13 protein-coding genes are annotated in these 21,744 nt (G+C 72.9%); 8 read left to right on the forward strand and 5 right to left on the reverse strand.

The window, feature by feature from the left end; translation table 11 throughout:
* Nucleotides 1-71: 71 nt before the first annotated feature.
* The 4 genes from AB0N14_RS08035 to AB0N14_RS08050 all read right to left on the reverse strand — a co-directional run bounded on the left by AB0N14_RS08035 (nucleotide 72) and on the right by AB0N14_RS08050 (nucleotide 5,755).
* On the reverse strand, nucleotides 72-740 hold the full coding sequence (locus tag AB0N14_RS08035) for a hypothetical protein (RefSeq protein WP_366024837.1): 669 nt from the start codon (nucleotides 738-740) through the stop codon (nucleotides 72-74).
* Nucleotides 741-1,087: 347 nt separating this feature from the next.
* Nucleotides 1,088-2,194, reverse strand: a complete 1,107-nt coding sequence (gene prfB, locus AB0N14_RS08040) for a peptide chain release factor 2 (RefSeq protein WP_366024838.1) — start codon at nucleotides 2,192-2,194, stop codon at nucleotides 1,088-1,090.
* A gap of 501 nt (nucleotides 2,195-2,695) precedes the next feature.
* Nucleotides 2,696-3,925: a serine/threonine-protein kinase gene (locus AB0N14_RS08045; RefSeq protein WP_366024839.1), complete on the reverse strand. Its 1,230-nt coding sequence runs from the start codon at nucleotides 3,923-3,925 to the stop codon at nucleotides 2,696-2,698.
* Between the two features lie 159 nt (nucleotides 3,926-4,084).
* Nucleotides 4,085-5,755: a protein kinase gene (locus tag AB0N14_RS08050; protein WP_366024840.1), complete on the reverse strand. Its 1,671-nt coding sequence runs from the start codon at nucleotides 5,753-5,755 to the stop codon at nucleotides 4,085-4,087.
* A 557-nt stretch (nucleotides 5,756-6,312) separates the two neighbouring features.
* Here AB0N14_RS08050 and AB0N14_RS08055 point away from each other — a divergent pair.
* The 7 genes from AB0N14_RS08055 to AB0N14_RS08085 all read left to right on the forward strand — a co-directional run bounded on the left by AB0N14_RS08055 (nucleotide 6,313) and on the right by AB0N14_RS08085 (nucleotide 20,511).
* The gene (locus AB0N14_RS08055; RefSeq protein WP_366024881.1) at nucleotides 6,313-9,618 is read left to right on the forward strand and encodes an FHA domain-containing protein; all 3,306 of its coding nucleotides are present in this window, start codon (nucleotides 6,313-6,315) and stop codon (nucleotides 9,616-9,618) included.
* Nucleotides 9,619-9,805: 187 nt separating this feature from the next.
* Complete coding sequence (locus tag AB0N14_RS08060) at nucleotides 9,806-11,197, forward strand: ABC transporter substrate-binding protein (RefSeq protein WP_366024842.1); 1,392 nt, start codon at nucleotides 9,806-9,808, stop codon at nucleotides 11,195-11,197.
* A gap of 7 nt (nucleotides 11,198-11,204) precedes the next feature.
* Nucleotides 11,205-12,548, forward strand: a complete 1,344-nt coding sequence (locus AB0N14_RS08065; RefSeq protein WP_366024843.1) for a sugar ABC transporter permease — start codon at nucleotides 11,205-11,207, stop codon at nucleotides 12,546-12,548.
* Nucleotides 12,545-13,453 carry a carbohydrate ABC transporter permease gene (locus AB0N14_RS08070; protein WP_366024845.1) on the forward strand — a complete coding sequence of 303 codons (909 nt, stop codon included), beginning with the start codon at nucleotides 12,545-12,547 and terminating at the stop codon, nucleotides 13,451-13,453. Before AB0N14_RS08065 ends, AB0N14_RS08070 begins: the two co-directional genes overlap by 4 nt.
* Nucleotides 13,454-13,620: 167 nt before the next feature.
* Nucleotides 13,621-15,876 (forward strand): bifunctional glycosyltransferase family 2 protein/CDP-glycerol:glycerophosphate glycerophosphotransferase, encoded by a 2,256-nt coding sequence (locus AB0N14_RS08075; RefSeq protein ID WP_366024846.1) that lies wholly within the window; start codon nucleotides 13,621-13,623, stop codon nucleotides 15,874-15,876.
* A 229-nt stretch (nucleotides 15,877-16,105) separates the two neighbouring features.
* On the forward strand, nucleotides 16,106-18,298 hold the full coding sequence (locus AB0N14_RS08080) for a CDP-glycerol glycerophosphotransferase family protein (RefSeq protein WP_366024847.1): 2,193 nt from the start codon (nucleotides 16,106-16,108) through the stop codon (nucleotides 18,296-18,298).
* A gap of 5 nt (nucleotides 18,299-18,303) precedes the next feature.
* A complete protein-coding gene (locus AB0N14_RS08085; protein ID WP_366024848.1) occupies nucleotides 18,304-20,511 on the forward strand; it encodes a bifunctional glycosyltransferase family 2 protein/CDP-glycerol:glycerophosphate glycerophosphotransferase in 2,208 nt (735 codons plus the stop codon).
* Nucleotides 20,512-20,569: 58 nt separating this feature from the next.
* Here AB0N14_RS08085 and AB0N14_RS08090 read toward each other — a convergent pair whose 3' ends face one another.
* Entirely contained in the window at nucleotides 20,570-20,983 is a 414-nt protein-coding gene (locus AB0N14_RS08090) for an organic hydroperoxide resistance protein (protein ID WP_366024849.1), read from the reverse strand.
* 130 nt (nucleotides 20,984-21,113) lie between these two features.
* On the opposite strand from AB0N14_RS08090, the gene AB0N14_RS08095 reads away from it, so the two are divergent.
* Complete coding sequence (locus AB0N14_RS08095) at nucleotides 21,114-21,614, forward strand: MarR family transcriptional regulator (protein WP_366024850.1); 501 nt, start codon at nucleotides 21,114-21,116, stop codon at nucleotides 21,612-21,614.
* The last annotated feature ends 130 nt before the right edge of the window (nucleotides 21,615-21,744 follow it).

The raw sequence follows: 21,744 nt of genomic DNA on the forward strand, positions 1-21,744 counted from the left end.
CCGGGGCGATGCCGCCCCGGGCCCTTCTCACGTCGGTCTCACGCCTGCGGGTGAGGCTGTGCGCCTCTCGCTCAGGCGGCGGCCCCGCCGCGGCCGTTGATCAGGCGCGGCATCACACGGAACCCGATACCGCCGGCGATCATCGTGGCGGCGCCGACCAGCAGGAACGCGGTCTGGCCGGCACCCGTCTCGGCCAGCTGCTTGCCGCTGCCCTGGGCGGAGGTGTCGGTGGTGCCGCTGTCGGAGCCCGTGTCGGTCAGGACCGAGGAGCCCTTGCCCTGCTCGACGGGGCTGTTGCCGCCGCCGTCGGGGTTGGTGTTGTTGCCGCCACCGTCGTTGCCGTGGCCGTTCCCGCTGCCGTTTCCGTTGCCGCCGCCGTGGCCGTTCCCGGTGGAGGGAGGTGCCTCCGTGGGCTCGGTCGGGTTCCCGGTGGGCTGCTGCGGGTCGGTCGGCTCGCCCGGGATGGTGGGCGGGGTCGCCGGGATGGTGGTGGGCGGGGTCCCCGGGTCGGTGGGCGGGGTCGCCGGGGTGGTGGTCGCCGGGGCGGTCGGGATACCGGTGGTCCCGTCGGTCGGGGCGTCGTTGACGCTCAGGCCGGCACCGATACCCGTCTGGTCGACGCTCGCGCCGATCTTGATGTCGAGCGCCGAGGCGGCACCCGCGGCGGTCAGCGACGCACCGGCGGCGATCACCGCACCGGCTGCTATCCGCGCCACCCGGATCCGCGTCTTCTTGGTCATCAGGCTGCTACCCCCAGTAGCTGATCGTCATTGGAGCAGCGTCCGGGGCGACGGCACCTCGGGGACGGCTGTGCTTTTGAGCGAGCCCCCCGGTTCACATGCGCCCCAGAGATACGCATGCCGCGCTTTACCCTTCCGAGTTTTCACAGCAACGTCAAGGTCGTTGCGGGCGCGATGTCCAACAACGAGCCTTTTACGGGAGAAGCCGGACTGTGAGAGTGATGTAAAACCCAGACATCCGGAGACGGACAAGGCAACTGCCCCTGGACGAGATGCAGTTGCCTTGTCGACAAAACGCTGTTTTCGCGGCCGGTTTTTCCGGCGGCGTCGGGCCGAGCGCGGCCGGTTTACTTCTCCTGCTGCTTGCGCCAGCGAATTCCGGCTTCGATGAAGCCGTCGATCTCGCCGTTGAAGACGGCCTCGGGGTTGCCGACCTCGTGCTCGGTGCGCAGGTCCTTGACCATCTGGTACGGGTGCAGGACGTACGAACGCATCTGGTTGCCCCAGGAGTTGCCGCCGTCGCCCTTGAGGGCGTCCATCTTGGCCTGCTCCTCCTGGCGGCGCCGCTCCAGGAGCTTGGCCTGCAGGACGTTCATGGCGGTGGCCCGGTTCTGGATCTGGGACCGCTCGTTCTGGCAGGTGACGACGATGCCGGTGGGCAGGTGCGTGATGCGGACCGCGGAGTCCGTCGTGTTCACGCCCTGGCCGCCGGGCCCGGAGGAACGGAAGACGTCGACCCGGATCTCGGACTCGTCGATCTCGACGTGGTCGGACTGCTCCACGACGGGGAGGACCTCGACGCCGGCGAAGGAGGTCTGGCGACGCCCCTGGTTGTCGTAGGGCGAGATGCGGACGAGCCGGTGGGTGCCCTGCTCGACGGAGAGGGTGCCGTAGGCGTACGGCGCCTGGACGGCGAGGGTCGTGGACTTGATGCCCGCCTCTTCGGCGTACGACGTCTCGTAGACCTCCGTCTTGTAGCCGTGCCGCTCGGCCCAGCGCAGGTACATGCGCTGGAGCTTCTCGGCGAAGTCGGCCGCGTCGACGCCGCCGGCCTCGGCGCGGATGTTGACGAGCGCCTCGCGGGCGTCGTACTCGCCGCTGAGGAGCGTCCGCACCTCCATCTCGTCCAGCGCCTTCTTGACCGCGACGAGCTCGGCCTCGGCCTCGGTGCGGGTGTCCGGGTCGTCCTCGGCCTCGGCGAGCTCGAAGAGCACACCGAGGTCGTCGATCCGGCCGCGCAGGGCCTCGGCCTTCCGCACCTCGGCCTGGAGGTGGGAGAGCCTGCTGGTGATTTTCTGCGCCTCGTCCGGGTTGTCCCAGAGGGACGGCGCGGCCGCCTGCTCCTCGAGCACGGCGATGTCTGCCCTCATCTTGTCGAGGTCCAGAACGGCCTCGATCGACTCCATGGTCGAGGAGAGGGACTTGAGCTCTTCGGATACATCGACGACTGCCACGCATCCAGCGTAACGGCTCCGCCAAGCGCGCCATGCCGGGTGACCGCGCGGTTACCGAGGCACCGGGAGCCGGGGCCCGCCCCTGGGGGCTGCGCCCCAGACCCCCGCTGTCGGCCTACGGCCTCGTCCTCAAACTCCCCCAGGCTCTTCGAGCAGGGGGACCCCCGGACGGGCTGGGTGTGCCGACCGGCGCTGACACATCAGCCCCGGAAATTCAGCCCCTCCGGCGTTTGAGGAGCGGGGGTTCGGGGGCCGGCCCCCGAACGGGGTCTGGGGCAAAGCCCCAGCGGGGATCCAGGGGCGGAGCCCCGTAAGGGTCCCGCGAGGAGTGCAGGGGACGCAGTCCGCGCCCGGGGTTCCTGAGGCGGAGCCCCTGGTGGGGTTGAAGGGGCGGAGCCCTGGAGGACGGGAAGGGTAGGGGCGGCGGGGGCGAGGACACCGGGGCAGCGACCGGCGCCCGAACGCAGCCGACGCCACACCCCAGCCCCTCCGGCCCCGGGCCTAGGGCGACGCCGGAGCCGAGTTTCCCGAGGTCGGGGGTGGAGCCCCGGTGTCGTCCCCCGAGGTTGCCCACCACGCGCCCACGCCGATCGCCGCCGCCAGTACCGCCGCCGCCACGCCCAGGGTGATCCGGCGGCGCCGGGCCGCCGCGCGGTGGCGGGCCGAGCCCGGGCGGGGGGCGCCCGGGGTACGGGGCGCACGGGCCGTGCCGCGGGCGCCGCCCGCCAGCTCGTCCGGGCCCGGCACCCGCATCGAGGTATGCGTGTCCCGGTTCGAGTCCGGCTTCGCCCCCGGCACCAGGGGCACCGCTCCTCGCCGCGCCCGTGCCACCGCCGGCTCCCCGGGCGCCTCGTACGGCTCCTCGACCGGCTCCGCGTCCGGTTCGTCCACGTCCAGCGGCGGCATCCCCGCCAGCAGCGGCAGCTGCTCCCGCAGCCGCGCCGCCAGCTCCGACGCCCGCAGTCGTGACGCCGGCGCCTTCGCCAGGCACTGCACCATCAGCTGCCACAGCTCGTCCGGGATGCCGGGCAGGGGGACGACCGTCTCCGTGACATGGCGGCGCAGGACCGCGCCCGGGTGGCCGCCGCCGAACGGCGTGAAGCCCGCGAGGAGCTCGTACAGCACCGTGGCCAGCGCGTAGATGTCCACCGCCGCCCTCGGCGGCAGGCCCTCCACAATCTCCGGCGCCAGATAGTCCGGGGTGCCGATGATCTTCGTGGCCTTGCTCCGCCTCGGCGAGTCGATCAGCTTCGCCACGCCGAAGTCCGTCAGCAATGCCGGGTGCGCCCCGCCGGGGCCCAGCGGCCCCTGCATGTCGAGCAGGATGTTCTCCGGCTTCACGTCCCGGTGAACGATGCCGGCCGCGTGCGCCGCCGCCAGCCCCTCCGCCACGTCGGCCACGATCGCGACCGCCGCCTCGGGCGCGAGGCGCCGCTCCCGGTCCAGACGGGTGCGCAGATCCGTGCCGCGGACCAGGTCCATGACGAGGGCCAGGTCGTTGCCGTCGACCACCAGGTCCCGTACGGACACGACGTGCGGATGGTCCAGCCCCAGCAGCGCCGTGCGCTCCTGGACGAAGCGGCCCACGAGCTCCTGGTCGGACGCGAGGTCCTCCCGCAGCAGCTTCATGGCGACGGGCCCGTCAGGCCCCTCGCCCAGCCACACCGTGCCGGCGCTTCCCCGCCCCAGGATCTGGTTGGCGGTGTACCGGCTGCCGATCTTCCGTGCCAAGTCTGCTCCTACTGGGGACGCGTGTTGCCGACCCTGCGCCGGACCCCGATCGACAAAACTACGCGTCCGAAGCGGCAACCTTCACCGCCGAGCGGGAAATCACCCGTCGGATGTCGACAAAACCCCAAGCTCGCCGCGCACGAGGCCATCCGGAGCCCGTTACTTGTTGCCCAGTTGCCCGATCCAGTCGGCCGCGGTGGAGAACCAGTCGCTCAACTGCTGCCAGTACGACTTGGTCGTCCCGATCCACTGCTGCAGCGGGCTGAACTCCCACACCAGCCACCCCGCGACGAACAGGATGACGATCGTGAACAGGCACCCCTTCAGGCAGCCGAGCCCGGGGATCTTCATCGGGTTCGCGCTGCGCTGCCGCGGCGGCCGGGGCTCACGCCCCGGACGGGGCGCCGGCTGCTGGGGCTGCTGAGGCGCGGGCGCGTACCGCTGCGGCTGCTGCTGCGGTGTGGGCGCGTACTGCTGCCGCTGGGGCGCGTACTGCTGGGGCTGCCCCTGCGGATAGCCGTACCCCGGCCCGGGCTGCTGCCGCTGCGGCGGGCCTTGCTGCGGACGCTGCTGGGGCCGCGCCACCTGCCGCTGCGGGCGGCGGCGCAGCGGGTCCTCGCCGGGGTCGAGGTACGCCTGCACCTGCGTCTGCTCGTTGCGGTCGCGGGCCGCGCGCAGCTGGCTCTGCCAGGGGTGCGGCTCCTCCTGTCGGGGCTGCCCGCCGGGCCCGTGCGGCGGCACGGGCGGCATCACGGCCGTCGGGTCGGCTGCCCCGTTGGTGGGCAGGACGGCGGTGGGGTCGGCGGAGCCGGGCGGGGTGTGCGGCAGAACGCTGGTCGCCGCGTTCGGGTCGTACGAGGACGCCGGGCCCTGCGACAGCACCTGCGTGGGGTCGGCGGAGCCGGGGACGGTCGTCGGGGCCGGGTCGGGGCCCAGCAGGGCGGCAACGCCCTCCGCGGCAGCGATCTGCGCGGAGTTCGCGTGCACGCCGACGCCCTCGGCGACCACCCGCAGCGCCCGCGCCAGGTTCTCGGCGCTCGGCCGGCCCTCCGGGTTCTTGCGCAGGCAGCGCTCTATCACCGTCCACAGCGGGTCGGGCACCGTGGACGGGCGGCGCGGATCGGCGCTCAGGTGCTGGTGGAGCACCTCGAGGGCCGAGCCGCCGGAGAACGGCGGACGCCCGGTGACCAGCTCGTACAGCAGGATCCCGGCGCCGTAGATGTCCACGGCGGAGGTCTGCGGGCGGCCCTCGGCCGACTCCGGGGCGACGTACGCGGGCGTGCCCACGAACTCGCTCGTGCGCGTGAGGCCGGGCGAGTCGGCGAGCCGGGCGATGCCGAAGTCGGTCAGCATCGGGTGCATCTGCCCGTCGTGCTGCGCGAGCAGGACGTTCGCGGGCTTCAGGTCACGGTGGACGACGCCGTCGGCGTGGCTCGCGGCCAGCGCGTCGGCGATCTGGGCGGTGAGCAGGGCGGCGGCGACAGGGGTGAAGGGGCCGTTCTCCCGCAGGTAGCGGTGCAGGTCGGGGCCGTCGACGAGGTCCATGACCAGGGCCAGCAGATCACCCTCGACCACCAGGTCGCGGACCCGCACGATGTTCGGGTGGGTCAGCCGGAGCAGGACGGACCGCTCCCGCAGGAACCGCATGACGACATCGGGGTCGCTCGCCAGCTCCTCCTTGAGGACCTTGATCGCCACGGTCTCGCCGGGCCGGCCCGCGACGGCCGCCTCGGCGCCCGCGGTCTCTCGCTGGCGGGCTCGCCAGACGGTGCCCGTGGCGCCGCGTCCCAGCGGCTCCTCAAGGAGGTACTTGCTCCCTACCGGCCGCACGTCATGCGCTCCCTGTTGCTTGCTCTTCCGGTCGTCCACCGCGCTACCGGTGTTCCGCCCACTGTAGTGCCGAGCTACCTGGCACCGAGCTGTCGACGGCCTGTGGGTCACGTGCCCCGCATGGATGAGGTACGTATCCGGCTCCCGCACCTGTTCGATGACAAGACGCTCGCTTCGGTTCAGTTGGTTGCCCGATCCGGGCGTGACCGATCTCAAGCGGGCACCTGCCGGGCACTGGTCAGGCACTTTTACGGGCAGAGCCGACCAATCAAGATCATTTGACGGTGGAGGGCGGGCGCGCTGTCAGTGGCAGGTGCGAGGATGCATCCCGTACTGGCCGATGTGCTCGTGTGCGGTGGGGGAGTCCGCGGTGGGGGACCGTCGCACGGCTCCTTCCCCGTCCTCGGGCGCCCGCACGCGCGGGAGCCGAAGGGGCGCGTCGGTGTCGAGGGGGCGAGCGCGCGGGGCCCGGTGGACCGGGCGCGGTCGCGGTCCCGGCACCGGCTGTGCGCCTCGTGGGCGACCGCGGACGCAGACAGAAGGGACCGCTGACGGCGATGCAGATCCGGCTGACCGTCGTAGCCCCACCGGCCCCGCCCACGGAGTCACGGGCCCGCGCCGCGTGCTGTGACGTACTGGTCACCGCGCCCGCCGGGACGGCGCTGGCCGCGGTGGCGTCGGGCCTGGCCTCAGCGGTCGGCGGAGAGGGGGGTCCCTCCCAGCCCGAGCGAAGCCGGGAGCCCGGGACAGGCTCGGTGGTGCTGTACGCGGGCACGGAGCGGCTCGACCCGCAGCGCTGCACGCTGGGCGAGCCGCCGCTGCTGGACGGCGCGGTGCTGACCCTGGGCGCGCCCGCGGAGCCGGGCCCCGAGCCGGACGAGGGCGCGGCCCAGCTGCACGTGGTCGCGGGCCCGGACGCGGGCGGCGTCCATCTGCTGCACGGCGGGGTGATCCGGATCGGCCGTTCCGCCGACGCCGACGTCCCGCTGGACGACCCGGACGTCTCCCGGCTGCACTGCGCGGTCACGGTCGCCCCGGACGGCCAGGTCTCGGTCGCCGACCTCGGCTCCACGAACGGCACGGTGCTGGACGGCCACCGGGTGACCGACCGCCCGGTGCGTTTCACCCCGGGCGCGCTGCTGCGGCTCGGCGAATCGGCCCTGCGGCTGGTCCCGCCCGGAGAGGCGCTGTCCGTGGGGACGGCGCCGGACGGGGAGGGGCACGTACGGGTGCGGCGGCCGGAGGGCCCGGAAGAGCCCACGGATCCGGCGCGGCAGACAGACGGCCCGGGCGAGCCCACGGACCCGACGCGGGCCGCGGCCGGGGGGGACGCGCGCGCCGAGAGCGCCGCCGCCGGGGACGGCCGCACCGGCGGCACCTCTCCGGAGGGACACGCCTCGGGCTCCGCTTCCCGGGACGGGCGGACCTCCCCCGACAGCGACACGCACCACGGCTTCGGCGTCACCGGGTGGGGCGCGTCCGGCGGGGTGATCCCCGGAGCGCAGGAGCACGATTCCGCCGAGCCGCCCCTTCCGGCGCACGCCGTACCGGGGCGGGGCGCGCCGGGCGAGAGCACGCGCAAGGGCACCCCGCTGCGCGGCACGGACGTTCCGCCCGGGCTGCGCAGGCGCGGCGGGCTCACTGCATGGGCACGCCGGCTGACCGGGGGCCGCGGCGAGCAGGGCGGCACCGGACGCGCCGCGCACGAGGAGGGCGGGGACGCCTCCGCGCCGGCGGCCCGGGCGCCCGAGAAGTGGCCGGACCCGGCGGCGCTGCTGCTGACCGCGCTCGGCCCGGGTCCGCGGCTGTGGGAGCGCGGCCCGGGGCACCCGGAGGCGCTCACCGTGCGGCTGGGCACGGCGGACCGGGCGGCACCGGACGGTGCGGGACTGCTGCCGGCGGTGCCGGTGATCGCGGGGTGGCGCGAGGTGGGCGCGCTGGGGCTCGCGGGGCCGCGCGCCCGGCTGGCCGGGCTGGCGCGCGCGGTGGTGGCGCAGCTGGCCGCGCTGCACTCCCCCGACCTGCTGGAGCTGGTCCTGATCAGCGCCGACCGCGCGCGCCCGCTGCAGGAGCGCACCGCCGACTGGTCCTGGCTCGGCTGGCTGCCCCATCTCCGTCCGGCCCACGGCCAGGACTGCCGCCTGCTGCTGGCCTACGACCGCGAACAGGCGACGGCACGCACCCAGGAGCTGCTGCGCCGCCTGGAGGACCAGCTGACGGACCAGGACGGCCCGCCGCCCGCCCCACCGGAGGACCCTTCGCCACGCGGGGCCACCCACCGCCCCTCCTGGGCGCGGGACGACGCCCACGCGGGGCCGTACTCCGTGGTGGTCGTGGACGGTGACCCCGGTGGCGCCGATGTGCGGGCGGCCGTGGCGCGGCTGGCCCGGGAGGGGGCGCGGGCCGGGATCCATGTCGTCTGTCTGGCCGAGGCGCCGGCCGCCTCGCCCGCGTCGCCGGTGGCGGAGACGTACGAGGCGGCGTGCGCGGCCTCGCCGGTGTTCCGTGAGTGCGGGGCCGTCGCGCTGCTGAGCGGCGATGTGGCCACAGCGCTGCGGCTGCTGCGGGTCGCTCCGGGGCAGGGCGCGGACGGCGCGCGCGGACCCGTGGGGCACGGCACGGTCGCCGCCGTGGACGCGGTGTCGGCGGCGTGGGCGGAGCGGTTCGCCCGGGCGCTCGCCCCGCTGCGGACGGACGGCGGCGGTGAGCGGCACGCGCGCGTGTCGGCCCCGTTGCCCCAGGCGGCGCGGCTGCTGGACGAGTTGGGGCTGGCCCGGGCCACCCCGGCGTCGCTGATGGCGCGTTGGGCGGACGCGTCGGACGACACCGCGTCACCAGGCGGGCGCGCCTGGGCGGTGCTCGGCGCCGGTCCACGCGGTCCGGTGAGCGTGGACCTCGCCGCCGAGGGACCGCATCTGCTGGTCGAGGGGCCGCCCGGCAGTGGTCGCACGGAGCTGCTGCGCGCCCTCGCCGCCTCGCTGGCGTCGGCGGAGCGCCCGGACCGGCTGAGCATCGCACTTGTCGACGGCCGCGACTGCGCGGCGCACGGCAGCGCGGGCGGGGACGGCCTGCGGGTCTGCACGGATCTGCCGCATGTCACGACGTACCTGGCGGCCAACGACCCGGTCCGCATGCGGGAGTTCGCGCAGTCACTGAGCGCCGAGCTGAAGCGGCGGGCGGAACTGCTCGGGCGGCTCGGTTTCGCCGAGTGGCACACGCGGCAGGAGGTGTCGAGGCGGATCGGACCGCAGCGGTCGGGAAGCACGGAGTCGGGGGACCTCGACAGCCCGCCGAGTGTCACGCTGCGGCTGCGGCCGGCGGCGGCACGGCAGCGGGCGGAGGCTGGTCCGCCGTTGCCGCGGCTGGTGGTGCTGGTCGACGACCTGGACGCGCTGCTGTCCCCGGCGCTCGGCTCCCCGGGCCGCCCGGCGGCCGGGTCGGTCGTACGGGCGCTGGAGGCGGTGGCCCGGGACGGGGAACGGCTGGGTGTGCACCTGGTGGCCGCGTCGGCGCCCGGTGGGCGGACGGCTCAGTGGGAGCCTGCCCGGGCGGCCTCGCTGCGGATCGGCCTGGAGGCGGTGACCGCAGGCACGGACGAACCGGGGCCGGGGCGTGGCCGGTTGACGCGGGCGGACGGCAGGGGCACGCCGTTCCAGGGCGGGCGGATCACGGGGCGGATTCCCCGGACGGCGACCGTGCGGCCGACGGTCGTACCGCTGGAATGGCACCGCATGGGTGACCCGCCGGCACGGCGTCCCGTGCGGGAACTGGGCAACGGGCCGACGGACCTGGCCTTGCTGGCGAGCGCGCTGGAGCGGGCGGCGCGGTCGGTGTCGGCGGTGGAGGTGCCTTCGCTCTTGTGACGCCGTCTCCTCCGGCCCCGCCGACTGCCGAGCAGCACCGGCACCTCACCTGACCGTACGTCACAACGAGATCACAATCGGCCACTTGACAGTGCAGGCGCTCTTGCCGCCCCGTACCTCCCCGCGTAGACCAGAGCGCACGGACAGCAGCTCGAACGTTCGACGAGGGACGGAGAACGGGGCAGTGATGCGCAGCACGAGCAGCACCATCCGGACACTCAGGGCCGCCAGGACCGCGGCCGCGGTCATCGCGGGAGCACTGGCGCTCACGCTCACCGCGTGCGGCGGAAGCGACGACGACAAGGGCAGCAGCGACAAGAGCAGCGGAAGCACGCAGACCGGTGGCGCGACCGTCACCCTCCCCAAGCTGGACGGGCAGCATCTGGAGGTCGCCGCCGTCTGGACCGGCGGCGAGCAGAAGAACTTCAAGACGGTCCTCTCCGAGTTCGAGAAGCGCACCGGCGCCAAGGTCACCTTCGTGCCCGCCCAGGACCCGATCATCAACTTCCTCGGTTCGAAGATCGCCGGTGGTCAGCCGCCGGACGTCGCGCTGCTCCCCCAGCCCGGCGCCATCAAGCAGGCCGTCGACAGGAAGTGGGCCAAGCCGCTCGGCGCCGAGGCGCAGGCGGAACTCGCCAAGAACTACTCGCAGGGCTGGCAGGACATCGGCAAGGTCGACGGCAAGCAGTACGGCGTCTACTACAAGGCCGCCAACAAGTCCCTGATCTGGTACAACGCGAAGGTCTTCGAGGGGGCGAACGGCAAGGAGCCCAAGACCTGGCAGGAGTTGCTCACGGCGGTGCAGAACATCTACGACTCCGGTGTCACCCCGTTCTCCATCGGCGGCGCGGACGGCTGGACCCTCACCGACTGGTTCGAGAACGTCTATCTCTCACAGGCGGGCCCGGAGAAGTACGACCAGCTCGCCCAGCACAAGATCAAGTGGACGGACCCGTCCGTCAAGCAGGCCCTGACCACGCTCGCCCAGATCTGGGGCAAGAAGGACTACATCGCGGGCGGCCCGAACGGCGCCCTGCAGACCGAGTTCCCGGCCTCGGTCACCCAGACCTTCACCGGCGGCGACCAGCCGAAGGCCGGCATGGTCTTCGAGGGCGACTTCGCGCAGGTCAACATCGGCGAGACCAAGGCGAAGATCGGCACGGACGCGAAGGTGTTCCCGTTCCCGGCCGTGGGCGCCCAGGCGCCCGTGGTCACCGGCGGTGACGCGGCCGTCGTCCTCAAGGACTCCAAGGCGGCCCAGGCGCTGGTCACCTTCCTGGCCTCGCCGGACGCGGCCACCATCCAGGCGAGGCTCGGCGGCTACCTCTCGCCGAACAAGAACGTCCCGGACTCCGCGTACCCGAACGCGGTGCAGCAGAAGATGGCCAAGGCGCTGCTCGCGGCCGGTGACAGCTTCCGCTTCGACATGTCGGACCAGGCCCCGCAGGCGTTCGGCGGCACGCCCGGCAAGGGCGAGTGGAAGGACCTCCAGGACTTCCTGAAGAACCCGACGGACGTCGCGGGGGCCCAGGCGAAGCTGGAGAAGGACGCGGCGGCGGCGTACGGGAGCGGGAGCTGATCCGGCGATGACGTCGGCCACGGCGGCAGGGGCCCCGTCGGCCCCTGCCACACCCGAGAGTCGCAAGAGCGTGACCGGCACCCGCAGGACCGTGGCAGCGCTGTTCCTGCTGCCCGCGCTGGTGCTGCTCGGCGCGCTCGTGGTCTACCCGATCGGGTACTCGGTGATCCGCAGCTTCCTCGACCGCTCCGGTGACTCCTTCGCGGGATTCGACAACTACAAAGCCCTCTTCACGGATGACGGCATCCGCACCGCGCTGAAGAACAACATCATCTGGGTGGTGTTCGCGCCGACGGTGTCGACCGCGCTGGGGCTGGTCTTCGCGGTGCTCACCGAACGGGTGCGCTGGGGGACGGCGTTCAAGCTGGTCGTCTTCATGCCGATGGCGATCTCGATGCTCGCGGCCGGGATCATCTTCCGGCTGGTGTACGACCAGGACCCGGACAAGGGCGTCGCGAACGCGGTGTGGGTGGGCATCCACGACACGTTCGCCCCGTCGTCGGCGTTCCCCAAGGCGCACCCCGGCCGCGAGTCGCCCCTCAAGCCGGACCAGGGCGGCTTCATCACGAAGGCGACCGTGCACACGGGCGAGTCCGTCGCGCTCCCGCTGGTCGGTGTCGCGCCCGATCAGATGCCGAAGAGCGCGAAGCGGGCGGTGCGGGCCGAGGCCGAGCCGGGGAAGATCACCGGCACGGCCTGGCAGGACTTCACACGCGGCAGGGGCGTGGGGAAGCTCGGCGCGGTGGACCCCTCCGAGCAGGGTTACGCGGGCATGCGGATCGAGGCGGTGAAGAACGGCAGGGTCGTCGCCTCCACCAAGGCGGCCGGCGACGGCACGTTCACGCTGCCCGCAGCCGCGGACGGAGCACAACTGCGCCTCCCCGCGAGCAACTTCACAGAGCCGTACAACGGCGTCGACTGGCTCGGCCCGGCGCTCGTCACCCCGGCGGTCATCGGGGCGTACGTGTGGATGTGGGCCGGTTTCGCGATGGTGCTGATCGCGGCGGGGCTCGCGGGCGTGCCGCGGGAGCTGCTGGAGGCGGCGCGCGTGGACGGCGCGAACGAGTGGCAGGTGTTCCGCCGGGTCACCGTGCCGCTGCTGGCGCCCGTGCTGGCGGTGGTCACCGTCACGCTGATGATCAACGTGCTGAAGATCTTCGACCTGGTCTTCATCATCCCGCCGGGCTCCTCGCAGGACGACGCCGACGTCCTGGCCCTGGAGCTGTACCGCAAGGGCTTCTCGGAGGACCAGCCTGGCGTCGCGAGCGCGATCGCGGTGTTCCTGCTGCTGCTCGTCATCCCGGTGATGCTGTTCAACATCCGTCGGCTGAGGCGGGAGGTACGGCGATGACCACGCAGGTCGGACGTCCGGCCAAGGCGGCCCCGGTCACCGTCGTCAAGGCCAGGCGGTTCCTCGGGGCGCGGATCGCGGAGGGCGTCGGCGGGGGACTGCTGCGCGTCTTCCTCATCCTCGTCGGGCTGTTCTGGCTGGTGCCGACGATCGGTCTGCTGCTCGCCTCGCTGCGCAAGCCGGAGGACATGAACGCCTCCGGCTGGTGGACCGTCTTCAGCAAGCCCTCGCAGCTGACGTTCGACAGCTACCAGAAGCTGCTGGAGAACAGCGACATCACCAACTCCCTGCTGAACACGGTCCTGATCACCGTCCCGGCGACGATCCTGGTCGTCGTCATCGGCTCCCTCGCGGGCTACGCCTTCGCCTGGATGGAGTTCCCTGGCCGTGACTGGTGGTTCCTGGGCGTGGTCGGCCTGCTGGTCGTGCCCGTACAGGTGGCGCTGATCCCGATCGCCGAACTGTTCGGGAAGACAGGCCTGTTCGGCACGGTGCTCGGCGTGATCCTCTTCCACACCGGATTCGGTCTGCCCTTCGCGGTGTTCCTGCTGCGGAACTTCTTCGCGGAGATCCCCCGGGAGCTGCTGGAGGCGGCCCGTCTCGACGGCGCCGGCGAGCTGCGGCTGTTCGCCCGGGTCGTGATGCCGCTCGGCGGCCCGGCGATCGCGAGCCTCGGCATCTTCCAGTTCCTGTGGGTGTGGAACGACATGCTGGTCGCGCTGGTGTTCACCAAGTCGGGCACGCAGCCGATCACGGTCGCGCTGCAGACCCAGGTCCGCCAGTTCGGCAACAACATCGACGTTCTGGCACCCGGCGCGTTCATCTCGATGGTGATCCCGCTGGCGGTGTTCTTCGCCTTCCAGCGGCAGTTCGTGTCCGGCGTCATGGCGGGCGCCGTGAAGTAGGGCGATCCGTAAGGCGGTTCGTGGGGTGGACCGGCAGCGCGGTCCACCCTTCGCCGTTCACCGGGGGTTTCCCGCGGCGGTCCCCCACATGCCGCACCGGGCGTAACCAAACCACTCCATCGGACGTTTTCGGGCAGGTTGACCGCGCCGATCCCCATGGATGCCCTTTGCCCAGGTTCAGTGTCATCGTCCCCGCGTACAAGGTTCAGGCGTACCTGGAGGAATGCCTCACATCCGTGCTGGAGCAGTCGTTCACCGACGTCGAGGTGATCGCCGTCGACGACAGCTCGCCCGACGTCTGCGGGGCGATCATCGACGAGTTCGCCGCCCGTGACACCCGTGTCCGCCCCCTGCACCTGCCCCGCAACGTGGGCCCCGGGCCCGCCCGTAACGCGGGCCTGAAGGAAGCGCGGGGCGACTACCTGCTCTTCCTGGACGGCGACGACACCCTGACCCCGCACGCCCTGAGGGAGATCGCCGACCGGCTGAAGGAGACGTCCGACCCGGACGTCCTGGTCTTCGACCACGCCCGCACGTACTGGACCGGGAAGACCGTCCGCAACCAGCTCGCCGGCCTGCTCACCGAGCAGGGCCCGGCGCCCTTCCACCTGGACGATCGCCCCGGCGTGCTGTCGCTGCCGACGGTGGCCTGGAACAAGGCGTACCGCCGGGAGTTCGTCGAGCGGGAGGGCTTCACCTTCCCGCCCGGCTCCTACGAGGACACGCCGTGGACGTTCCCGGTGCTGCTGGCCGCCGAGACGATCGCCACCCTCGACCGGGTCTGCGTCCACTGGCGTCGGCGCCGCCGGGGCGGCACCCTCGGCACCACCAGCCGTCGGCACTTCGAGGTCTTCGACCAGTACGACCGGGTCTTCGCGCACCTGGACGCGCACCCGGACCTGGCCCGCTGGCGGCCGGTGCTGTTCCACCGCATGGCCGACCACCTGGCCGCGATCCTCGCCCGGCGCGGCCGGCTGCCGGGCACCTGCCGCGCCGAGTTCCTGCGCCTGGCCCGCGCCCACTACCGCCGCCACCGCGTCCCGGGCGCCCCGTTCCGGCTGCGCCACCTGCTGATCCGCTTCGGCAGCCACCGCATCCACCGCCTGCTGTCCCTGGCCTCCCGCCTCGCGCGCGTGGCCCGGCGCACACTCGCCAGGTCGGGCCGCCGCCTCGCCGCCGCCGCCCTCCAGACGCACTACCGCATCCAGCTCCGCCTGCCCCTGCGCGCCGACCGGGCCGTCTTCACGCGGGACGCGGGCGGCCGCTACGGCTGCAACCCGGCCGCCCTGGAGTCGGCGTTCCGCAACCTGGTCCCGCAGATCCGCACCGCCTGGATCGCCCGCCCCGAGCACCACCACACCGTCCCGGTGGCCACCCGCCGGCTGCGGCCCGGCTCGGCCGCGTACTGGACGGCGCTGGCCCGCTCCAAGTACCTGGTCCACAACGCCGACTTCGACCCCCGCATGGTCAAGCGCCCGGGCCAGATCCTCGTCCAGACCCGGCAGGGCACCCCGCTCAAGCGCATGGGCCTGGACCTCCAGGACCGTCCGGCCGCCGCCCGCGACACGGATTTCGCCCGGATGCTGCGCACCGCCGACACCTGGGACTACGTCGTCTCCGGCAACCGCCACTCCACCCTCGTCTGGGAGCGCGTGTTCCCGTCCGGCTTCACCACGCTGGAGTACGGGCAGCCCCGCAACGACGTCTTCGCCCGGGCCACCTCCGCGGACGTGGCCCGGCTGCGGCAGACGTTCGGCATCCCAGAGGGCTCGGTGGCGATCCTGTACGCGCCGACGTACCGCGACTACCGCCGCGGCCACCGCCCTGGTCTCGACCCGGAGCGCCTGCTGCGCCGGCTGGGGCCGCGGTTCGTGCTGCTGACCCGCGCGCACCCCGCCTGCGGCGGGCCGCCGGCGCGGACGGTGAAGGGGCGGGTCATCGACGTCACCGGTCATCCGAGCGTGGAGTCGGTGTGCCTGGCCTCGGACGCCCTGGTCACCGACTTCTCCGCGCTGATGTTCGACTACGCCAATCTGGACCGGCCGATCATCGTGTACGCGGACGACTGGGAGGCGTACGAGGCGGCGCGCGGCACCTACTTCGACGTCCGCGCCTTCCCTCCGGGCCCGGTCGCCCACGACGAGGACGAGCTGATCGACGTCTTCGCGACGGGCCACTGGTGCGGCTCACGCTCCGAGCAGCGGCGGGCCGCGTTCCGCAAGCGGTTCTGCCCGTACGACGACGGACGCGCCGCCGAGCGGATCGTGCGCCGGGTGGTGCTCGGGGAGAACGCCTGGCAGCCGGCGGTCGTACCGCTGTCACACCGCCACCCGGTCCCGTCCGCCGCCGCGGGGCTGCCGGCCCCGCCGCTCGCCTCGGTCTGGGTGCCCGGCCACGGTCTGCCGGTCACCGAACGCCTCTGATCCCCCTGCTCCCGGAGTTCCCCATGCCGCGCAGGCCCGCCCCCAGCCTCCCCCAAGTTCTCGGCTTCTCCCCCACTCTCGACTTCGCTCGAGCGGGGGGGGACCCCCACGAACAGGGCGGACCCCCGTCACCACCTGGCGCCCCGCCGGACGGCCGGGGCGCTGACGCTCCCGTACACCGACGCACCGGCCCCGCCGCGGAAAACCGGAGCCCGAGAGAAAGAGCAGAATGCCCCGCTTCAGCATCATCGTCCCCGCCTCCGGTGTCGCCGGCCGTCTGTCCCAGGCGCTGGACTCGGTCCTCGCCCAGGCCTTCGGCGACTTCGAGCTGATCCCGGTCTGCGACGCGCCCGACTCACCCGCGGGGGTGGTCGCCGCCGCGTACGCCGAGCGGCACAGCAGGGTCGCCCCGCTCACCTCGCCGCCCTCCGGCGGCCCGGGTGTGGCCCGCACGGCCGGGATGGGGGCGGCTACGGGGACGTATCTGCTGTTCCTGGACGGTGACGACGTCCTGGTGCCCGGCGCGCTGGCGGCGATCGACGCGCGTCTGAGGACGACCGGCGACGTGGACGTCCTCTATTTCGCCCACGAGCGGGCGCACTGGTGGGAGCCCGAGACCTCCACACCACCGCTCGGCCGGGCGCCGGACGGGGCGTTCGCCCCCGGGCGGGCGCCGGAGCTGACCGGGGTGGCCGTGCCCGTGTGGAGTGCCGCGTACCGGCGGGCCTTCGTCACCGGGCACCGGCTCGCCTTTCCCACCGGCCACTTCACCGACATCGGCTGGGGCGGACTGGTCACCCTGGCCGCCGAGCGCCTGGCGGTGCTGCGCACGGTGTGCGTACGGCATCTGGTGCGCCGGCAGGGCAGCCGGCCGCACACCCCCGGCGAGCACCCGTTCGATCTGCTGGACCAGGTGGAGCGGGTGCTCGTACGGGCCGCCGAACTCCGTCTGCCCGCCGACCGGGCGCGACCGCTGTTCGAGCAGCTGTTCTCCGCGGTACTGCGGACGGCCGCGCATCCGGAGCTGCTGCCCGCGCACCGCCGACGGGCGTTCTTCCGGCGGGCGGGTCGTCTCCACCGACGCCACCGCCTGGCCGGGTTCCGGCCGCCGGCGGGGAGCCTCGGCGTACAGCACCGGCTGCTCGCGTCCGGCGCCTACGGCGCGTTCCGGGCGCTGCGCGCCACCAACCAGGGCGCGGCGAAGGCCACCAGGAAGGCACCCCTGCCGCACCGGCCGCGCACCCGCGCCCGCTACACACTCCAGCTGCACCGCCCACTCGATCCGAACCTCGCCGTGTACTGCGCCTACTGGGGCCGCGGCTACGCCTGCAACCCGGCCGCGATCCACGCCGAGGCCCGCCGACTCGCCCCGCACATCCGCTCGGTGTTCCTGGTCGAGCCGGATGCGGTCGGCAGCGTGCCGAAGGACGTCGAGTACGCGGTGATCGGCAGCCGCGCCTACTGGGACGTGCTGGCCCGCGCCAAGTACCTGATCAACAACGCGAACTTCGCCGACGGCGTGGTCAAGCGCCCCGGCAGCGTGCACCTGCAGACCCAGCACGGCACCCCGCTGAAGAAGATGGGCGTCGACCAGTCGCCGTACCCCGTGGTCGCGGCGTCGACCGGCAGCTTCGCCAAGCTGCTCGCGCGCGTGGACCGCTGGGACTACAACCTCTCCTCCAACCGGCACTCCACTGAGATGTGGGAGCGCGCGTTCCCGGGCGCGTACGAGACGCTGGAGTACGGCTATCCGCGCAACGACGTCTACTACACGGCGACCGCCGACGACGTCGCCCGCGTCCGCCGCGAACTCGGCGTCCCGGAGGGAAAAACGGCCGTCCTCTACGCGCCGACGCACCGCGACCACAGCAGCGGATTCGACACGGCGCTCGACCTGGAGGCGTTCTGCGACGCCGCCGGCGACGACTTCGTGGTGCTGCTGCGCGCCCACTACTTCTACGACCGGGGCGCTGCCCAGGCCGCCGGCCGCGTCATCGACGTCACCCGGCACCGCTCCTCGGAGGACGTCTGCCTGGCCGCCGACGCACTGATCACCGACTATTCGTCGATCATGTTCGACTACGCCAACCTGGACCGCCCGATCGTCGTGTACGCCGACGACTGGGACGTCTACCGGGAGATCAGGGGCGTCTACTTCGACCTGATGGAGGCGCCGCCGGGCCGGGTGGTGCGCACGCCGGAGGAGCTCGCGGCCGTCTTCCGCGACGGCTCGTTCGCGGACGCGGAGGCCAGGGCCGTGCGCGCCGCCTTCCGGCAGCGTTTCTGCCAGTTCGACGACGGGCGCGCCGCCGAACGCGTCGTGCGCCGGGTGCTGCTGGGCGAGCCGCCGGCTTCGATCCCGCCGGTGATCCCGCTCGCCGAGCGCATCCCGGCCCCGGCCCCTGCCCTGGTGAGGAGCTGACCGCCGTGCCCCGCTTCAGCGTCATCGTGCCCGTCTTCAAGGTGCAGGGCTTCCTGCGCGAGTGCCTGGACTCGGTACTCGCGCAGTCGTACACCGACTTCGAGGTGATCGCCGTCGACGACCGCTCCCCCGACGGCTGCGGGGCGATCCTCGACGAGTACGCCGCCCGCGATCCGCGCGTGCGGGTGCTGCACCTGCCGGACAACGTCGGCCTCGGCCAGGCCCGCAACGCCGGACTGCCGCACACCGGCGGGGACTTCCTGCTCTTCCTCGACAGCGACGACACGCTCACCCCGGGCGCGCTGCGCGCGATCGCCGACCGGCTGGAGGAGACCCGGGACCCGGACGTGCTGGTCTTCGACTACGCCCGCACCTATTGGTGGGGCGGCACCCGCCGCAACGTGCTGGCCCGGATCCTCGCCGAGAGCGGCGAGGGCACCTTCACCGCGGCCGAGCGGCCCGAGATCCTCGAACTGCTGATGGTGGTGTGGAACAAGGCGTACCGCCGGGACTACGTCACCGAGCGCGGCTTCGCCTTCCCGCCGGGCTACTACGAGGACACGCCTTGGACGTTCCCCGCCCTGCTCAGCGCGCGGCGGATCGCGACCCTCGACCGGATCTGCGTCAGCTACCGGCAGCGCCGCCGGGGCAACATCCTGTCCACCACCAGCCGCAAGCACTTCGACGTCCACGACCAGTACCAGCGGGTCTTCGCCTATGTCGACGCCCATCCGGAGCTGGCCTCCTGGCGGCCGTACCTGCACCGCAAGATGGGCGAGCACTGTCTGGACATCCTCGCCAAACCGGACCGGCTGCCCGCCTGCGACAAGGCCGAGTTCTTCCGCCGTACCGCCGACCTCTTCCGCACCCACGGCACGGGGGAACCGGTCCCGGCAGAGCTGCGCGTGCTGGAGGGGAGTTACGCCGGCTACCTGCTCCGGCAGCGGGCCGCCGCCGTGGGCGACGGGCTCGGCCGGCGCCGTCGGCAGGCACGCGCGGTGGCGGCCCGGCGGGTCAAGCGCGGCTGGTCCTGGGCGTACGAGCGGCGGCCGCTGGATCCGGACCTGGCCGTCTACTCGGCGTTCTCGCACCGCGGCGTCCTCGGCGACCCGGCCGCGATCCACCGCGCGGCACGCGATCTCGCCCCGCACATCCGCGGCGTGTGGGTGGTGCGCCCGGACCAGGCGGAGCACCTGCCGCCGGACATCGAGTACGTCCTGCCGGGCTCCCTCGGCTATCTGCGGGTCACCGCGCGGGCCACGTACTTCGTCAACAACGTCAACTGGCCGGGCACCCTGGCCAAACGCCCGGGAAGCGTCCACATCCACACCCACCGGGGCACCCCGCTGAAGTACATGGGAGCCGACCTGCGGGACAAGCCGGGCGCCCGGCTGGGGGTGGACGTGCCGCAGATGCTGCGGCGCGCCGACCGCTGGGACTACAGCCTGGTCGCCAACCGCCACTCCGAACTGGTGTGGGACCGCGCCTACCCCTGCGGCTTCACCTCGGTGCGCAGCGGCAGCCCCCGCAACGACGTCCTCGTGGACGCCAAGCCCGGCGACGGGGCCGGGTTCCGGTTCCGGCACGGCATCCCCGAGGACCACACGGTGGTGCTGTACGCGCCGACCCGCCGCGAGTACGTCCGCGGCGGTCACATCGACCGCTTCGACCTGGCCCGGTTCGCGGAGGACCTGGGCGAGGGCCACACCCTCGTCGTACGGCTGCACCCCTCGCTGGCGAACGGTCCGGCGCGCGGGACGGGCCTCGCCGAGCTGCACCGGCGGCGCGTGCTGGTCGACGCCACCGACGAGCCGCACGTCGAGGAGGTGATGCTCGCCTCGGACGCCCTGGTCACCGACTACTCGGCCCTGATGTTCGACTACGCCAATCTGGACCGGCCGATCGTCGTGCACGCCGACGACTGGGGTGCGTTCCGGGCGAGCCGGGGCGCCTACTTCGACCTCATGGAGAACGCGCCGGGGCATGTCTCACGCTCGTACCGGGAGCTGGCGTGGCTGTTCGCCTCCGGGTGCTGGCGGGACGAGGACTCGACGCGGCTGCGGGCGGACTTCCGGGCGCGGTTCTGCGCGTTCGACGACGGGCGCGCGGCCGAGCGCGTGGTGCGCACGCTGATGCTGGGCGAGCCGGACGTCCAGGCGTCGGTGCCGGCACCGGCGGCGGGCGACAGCGAGGCGCTGACGACGTCGCCGTGAACGCCCGCGGCCTCGTACGCCGGGGAAAGTGCGTACGAGGCCGCGGGCGGGGCCGGGGTTACTCGATGACGAGCTCGACAGGGATGTTGCCGCGGGTGGCGTTGGAGTAGGGGCACACCTGGTGGGCCTGCTCGACCAGCTTGCGGCCGGTCTCCTGGTCCACGGTGTCCGGCAGCTCGACGCGCAGGGTGACCGCGAGCGCGAAGCCCTCGCCCTGCTTACCGATGCCGACCTCGGCGGTCACGGCGGCGTCGCTGACGTCCACCTTGGCCGCCCGGCCGACGAGGCCGAGCGCGCTGCCGAAGCAGGCCGCGTAACCGGCGGCGAACAGCTGCTCCGGGTTGGTTCCCTCGCCGTTGCCGCCCAGCTCCACCGGCGGGGCCAGCTTGAGGTCGATCTTGCCGTCGGAGGAGACGGCGCGGCCCTCACGGCCGTGGGTGGCGGTGGCGACAGCGGTGTAGAGCGCGTCCATGAAAACCATCCCTCTCGAAGTCACACGGCGGCCGGTCCTTCGCTGACCCGGGGCCGCCTTACGCAGACAAAGTAGAGCACACAATTCAGTTGTGCACAACTAAATGGCGGGCGGGAGCTACCCTGTCTGCATGACGACCACCCGGCCCCCCCGTACGGAGGCGACCTCCGCTGCCGAGGAGTACCTGCGCCTCGACCGCCAGATCTGCTTCTCGCTGCACGCCGCGTCGCGCGCCTTCAACGGCGTCTACCGCGTCGTCCTGAAGGACCTGGGGCTGACGTACCCGCAGTACCTGGTGATGCTGGTGCTGTGGGAGCACGGGGAGCTGCCGGTGAAGAAGCTCGGCGAGCATCTGCGACTGGACTCCGGGACGCTCTCCCCGCTGCTGAAGCGGCTGGAGGCGGCGGGCCTGGTGCGGCGGGAGCGCAGCACGCGGGACGAGCGGTCCGTGCACATCCACCTCACGGACGAGGGCACGGCGCTCAGGGAACGCGCGCTGCTGGTGCCGCGCCGGATCGCCGCGGCGACGGGCTTCGACCTGACGGAGATCACCGAACTGCGCGACCGCCTCGACCAGTTGACCCGCACCCTGGACGCGGCGGCACTGGACGAAACCCCTGGCTGCGCCTAGGTCCTTTCGTTTGGATCAGGCCGGATCAGGGAGCGGGGCCTGGTGCGTGCAGCTGCAAGGCGGAGGAGGCTGTGACATCAGCCGCTACCGCGGCGGGCAACGCGATGGGGGTCCCCCCGCGCGAGCGTGT

The organism is Streptomyces sp. NPDC051104 (assembly GCF_040682835.1).
Classification (GTDB): Bacteria; Actinomycetota; Actinomycetes; order Streptomycetales; family Streptomycetaceae; genus Streptomyces; species Streptomyces cynarae.

Coding starts and splice junctions, on each gene's coding strand:
- AB0N14_RS08035 (WP_366024837.1), bottom strand. CDS start 740: ATGACCAAGAAGACGCGGATCCGGGTGGCGCGGATAGCAGCCGGTGCG.
- AB0N14_RS08055 (WP_366024881.1), top strand. CDS start 6,313: ATGCAGATCCGGCTGACCGTCGTAGCCCCACCGGCCCCGCCCACGGAG.
- AB0N14_RS08060 (WP_366024842.1), top strand. CDS start 9,806: ATGCGCAGCACGAGCAGCACCATCCGGACACTCAGGGCCGCCAGGACC.
- AB0N14_RS08065 (WP_366024843.1), top strand. CDS start 11,205: ATGACGTCGGCCACGGCGGCAGGGGCCCCGTCGGCCCCTGCCACACCC.
- AB0N14_RS08070 (WP_366024845.1), top strand. CDS start 12,545: ATGACCACGCAGGTCGGACGTCCGGCCAAGGCGGCCCCGGTCACCGTC.
- AB0N14_RS08080 (WP_366024847.1), top strand. CDS start 16,106: ATGCCCCGCTTCAGCATCATCGTCCCCGCCTCCGGTGTCGCCGGCCGT.
- AB0N14_RS08090 (WP_366024849.1), bottom strand. CDS start 20,983: ATGGACGCGCTCTACACCGCTGTCGCCACCGCCACCCACGGCCGTGAG.
- AB0N14_RS08095 (WP_366024850.1), top strand. CDS start 21,114: ATGACGACCACCCGGCCCCCCCGTACGGAGGCGACCTCCGCTGCCGAG.